The following is a 4,387-nucleotide window of genomic DNA, read 5'->3' as shown; positions in this document are numbered from 1 at the left end:
GCAACACCACCGGACAACTCGCCACCACCGAACAACTCACCGACCCCCACTACTGGACCCGCCACATCCTCGCCCCCGTCCACTACGCCCACGGCATCACCACCCTCCACGACCACCACGGCGTCCGCACCTTCCTCGAACTCGGACCCGACACCACCCTCACCGCCCTGCACCAGCAGACACTGAACGACGTCGTCGCCGTCCCCGCCCTACACCCGAAGCGGCCCCACCAGCACACCCTCCTCGCGGCCGCCGCCATGCTCGACGCCCGCCCCACCGGTGACCACCCGCACCTGGACCTGCCCACCTACCCGTTCCAACACACCCGGCACTGGCTGTCCGGCACCCACCGGACCACCCCGGCCGACCTCGGGCTGCACCCCACCGGGCACGCCGTGCTGACCACCCGGCTCGACCTGGCCACCGAGGGCGGCACCGTCCTCACCGGACGGCTGGCCGCCGGCACCTCCTGGCTCGACGACCACCGCGTGCTCGCCACCCGGCTGCTGCCGGCGAGCGGCTTCCTGGACCTGGCGCTGCACGCCGGCGCCAGCACCGGGCACCCGTACCTGGCGGAGCTGACCGTGCCCGCGCCGCTGCCCGTACCGGACGGCCGGGCCGCGCAGGTGCAGGTCACTGTCGCGGAGGCCGACGACGCGGGCCGGCGTACCGTGACCATCCACGCGCGGGACGCGGAGAGCGAGCCGGACGCGGCCTGGACCCGGCACGGCGGCGGGGTCCTCGGCACGACCGCGCCGGCCGCGCCGCCGGCCGCACCGGTCTGGCCGCCGGCCGGCGCCGAACTGGTCGACGTCGCTGAGGTGTACGCCCGGCTGGGCGCGGCGGGCTACCGGCACGGGCCTGCGGTGCGCTGCCTGCGCGAGGCCTGGCGGCAGGACGACGCGCTCCTCGTCGAAGTCGCCCTCCACGAGACAGAGCGGGCGGATGCTGCGCGGCACGCGCTGCACCCGGCGTTGCTGGAGGCGGTCCTGCACCCGCTGCTGGCCGACCTGTCGGACGGGCGACCCGCGGGGACGCCAACGGTCACCGGCTGGTCCGACGTGCGGCTGCTCGCCGCTGGCGCCACCGTGCTCCGGGTGCTGCTACGACCGGCCGGGGACGGCCGGTTCACCCTCGCCGGCTACGACCCGGCCGGTCAGCCGGTGCTCACCGCCGCGCTCGCCACCGGGTTGCTGCCGGTCAAGCGGTTGGCCACCACCGGGCCGGCGCCGGAGCTGTACACCCTCTCCTGGGAGCAGCGGCCGGTGCCCGGGGCGTCCGAGGGGCCCGATGCCGCCAGCGTCTGGTCGTACCGGACGCCGGAGGCGGAGCTGGCCGACCCGGTGGAGGCTGCCGGCCGGGCGGTGGCGCTGCTCGGGGCGGCGGTCGGTGATCCGGCCGGGCCGCCCGTGGTCGTGTTGACCCGGCACGCCGTGGCGGCCCTGCCCGGCGAGGACCCGCGCGACCTGCCCGCGGCGGCCGTGTGGGGGGCCACGGGCGCGGTGCAGGCGGCCGAGCCCGGCCGGATCGTCCTGGTCGACACCGACGGGCATCCGGAGAGCGAGGCGCTCCTGGACCGGGCGGTGGCCGCCGCCATGGCGGCCGGCGAACCCCGGCTCGCCCTGCGCACCGGCACGATGCTCGTGCCCCGACTGGTCCGCGCCGCCGTCGACACCGTGGATCCCGTCGGCTTCGCCGCGACCGGGACGGTCCTGGTGACCGGCGGCGCGGCGGCCGTCGCGGCGGCGCGGGACCTGGTCACCCGGCACGGGGTACGGCACCTGCTGCTGGCCGGCACCGTGGACGCTGCCCCGGCGGTCGGCGAGCTGACCCGGCTCGGCGCCGAGGTCACCGTCAGGGATTGCGACACCACCGACCCGGGCGCCCTGGCCGACCTGCTCGCCACGGTCGACCCGGCCCGCCCGCTCACCGCTGTGCTGCACGCCGGGGGCGACCCGGCGACCGGGTGGGCGCTGCACGAGGCGACCCGCCGGCTCGACCCGGCGGCGTTCGTCCTGCTCTCGGACGTGGCCGGCACGCTCGGCACTGCCGGGGAGCGCACCCGGGGCGCCGACGCGGCGTTCCTCGACGCGCTGGCCCGACACCGGCGGGCGTACGGGCTGGCCGCGGTCAGCGTGGCCGGTGGGGCGGGGGACGCGCCCCGGCCGGACGGCGTCGTTCCGGCGCCCGCGTCGGGCTCGCTGGACCGGGCGCTGGCCACCGGCGCGGCGGTCCTGCTCGCCGGCCGGGTCACCGCGCCGGCCGGGCCGGTGCCCGCGCTGCTGCGCGGGCTGATCGGCGGCGGACTGCGCCACGCCGCGGCCGACGCCGGCCCGCTGACGTATGCCGAGCGGCTGGCCGCCCGGCCGGCAGCGGAACAGCGGCAGGCCCTGCACGACCTGGTGCTGGGGGCCGTGGCGACGGTGGTCGGGCTGGAGTCGGCGGAGACGGTCGATCCGGGGCAGGCGTTCAAGGACCTCGGGTTCACCTCCCTCGCGGCCGTGGAGCTGCGCAACCGGCTGGGCGCGGCCACCGGCCTGACGCTGCCGGCGACGCTGGTGTTCGACCATCCCACCCCGACGGCCGTCGTCGACCACCTGCGCGAGTTGGTGTCCGGGGTGCCGGCGGCCCGCGCCGCGACGCCGGTCCGGGCGGCCGCAGTCGACGAGCCGGTGGCGATCGTCGGCATGGCCTGCCGCTACCCGGGCGGGGTCGGCTCACCGGAGAAGCTGTGGCAGCTGGTGATCTCCGAGGGCGACGCGATCAGCGAGTTTCCGGACGGGCGGGGCTGGGACGTCGAGGCGATCTACGACCCGGACCCCGGCACGCCGGGAACCACGTACACCCGGCACGGCGGCTTCCTGGACAACGCCGCCGGCTTCGACGCGGCCTTCTTCGGCATCAACGCCCGGGAGGCGGCGGCCATGGACCCGCAGCAGCGGCTGCTGCTGGAGACCGCGTGGGAGGCGGTGGAGCGGGCCGGCATCGACCCGGCTCGCCTGCGCGGCACCGCGACTGGCGTGTTCACCGGCGTCATCGACAACGACTACGGGCCCCGGTTCGACGAGGTGCCGGAGGACTACGAGGGCTACCTGATGACCGGGGCGACCACCGCGCTGGCGTCGGGGCGGATCGCGTACACGCTCGGGTTGGAGGGCCCGGCGATGACCGTGGACACCGCGTGCTCGTCGTCGCTGGTGGCGATGCACCTGGCCGCGCAGGCGATCCGCAACGGCGAGTGCGACCTGGCGCTCGCGGGTGGGGTGACGGTGCTGGCCACGCCGGGCGGCTTCGTGGAGTTCAGCCGGCAGCGGGGCCTCTCCCCGGACGGCCGGTGCAAGCCGTTCGCCGAGGCGGCCGACGGGTTCGGCTTCGCCGAGGGCGTCGGCCTGGTGCTGCTGGAACGGCTGTCGGTGGCCCAGGAACGCGGCCACCGGGTGCTCGCTGTCATCAGGGGCTCGGCGGTGAACCAGGACGGCGCGAGCAACGGGCTCACCGCCCCGAACGGGCCGGCGCAGGAACGCGTGATCCGCCAGGCCCTGGCCAACGCCCGGCTGACCCCGGCCGACGTCGACGTAGTAGAGGCCCACGGCACCGGCACCACCCTCGGCGACCCGATCGAGGCCCAGGCGCTCCTGGCCACCTACGGACAGCACCGGCGGGACGACCAGCCCCTGTGGCTCGGGTCGGTCAAGTCGAACATCGGCCACACCCAGGCCGCGGCCGGCGTGGCCGGCGTGATCAAGATGGTCCTCGCCCTGCAGCAGGGCATGCTGCCCCGCTCGCTGCACATCGACGCGCCGAGCCCGCACGTCGACTGGGACAGCGGCAACGTCCGGCTGCTCGACCGGGTGGTCGACTGGAAGCCGAACGGGCACCCGCGCCGGGCGGCGGTGTCGGCGTTCGGGATGAGCGGCACCAACGCCCACCTGATCATCGAGGAGTTACCGGCCTCGGCGGAGCCGGACGCCGTTCCCGTTGTGGATGCGTCGGCCGGGTTGACGGATCTGCCCGGTGGCGGCTGGGTGCCGTGGCTGCTGTCCGCGAAGACCGAGACCACGCTGCGCGAGTACGGCCGCCGGCTGCGCGACTGGGCCGCCGGCGCCGACGGCCTGGACGTGATCGGCGTGGCGCACGCTCTTACGGGCCGGTCGACGTTCACGCACCGGGCGGTGGTCCTCGGCCGCACCCTCGACGACTTCACCGACGCCCTCACCGCCCTGATCGACGGGACCGAACACGACAACCTGATCGTCGGCGAGGCGAGTGACGGCGGAAAGATCGGCTTCATATACCCCGGACAGGGCAGCCAATGGCCGGCCATGGCCCACCAGCTCTACCGCACCTCCCCCGTCTTCCGGCACAGCATCGACACCACCGACACCGC

The 4,387-nt window shown here is 76.0% G+C and carries 1 protein-coding gene; it reads left to right on the top strand.

All coding sequences use genetic code 11. The annotated features are described in order from the left end of the window. A partial coding sequence (locus tag ACIBR0_RS28680; protein WP_396720852.1) for a beta-ketoacyl synthase N-terminal-like domain-containing protein occupies positions 1-4,387 on the top strand: 4,387 nt, incomplete at both ends.

Origin of the sequence: Micromonospora sp. NPDC049497, assembly GCF_044465805.1 — a bacterium.
GTDB lineage: Bacteria > Actinomycetota > Actinomycetes > Mycobacteriales > Micromonosporaceae > Micromonospora.
Note: the sequence above shows the minus strand (reverse complement) of the source record. Positions and strands in the feature narration are given on the sequence as shown.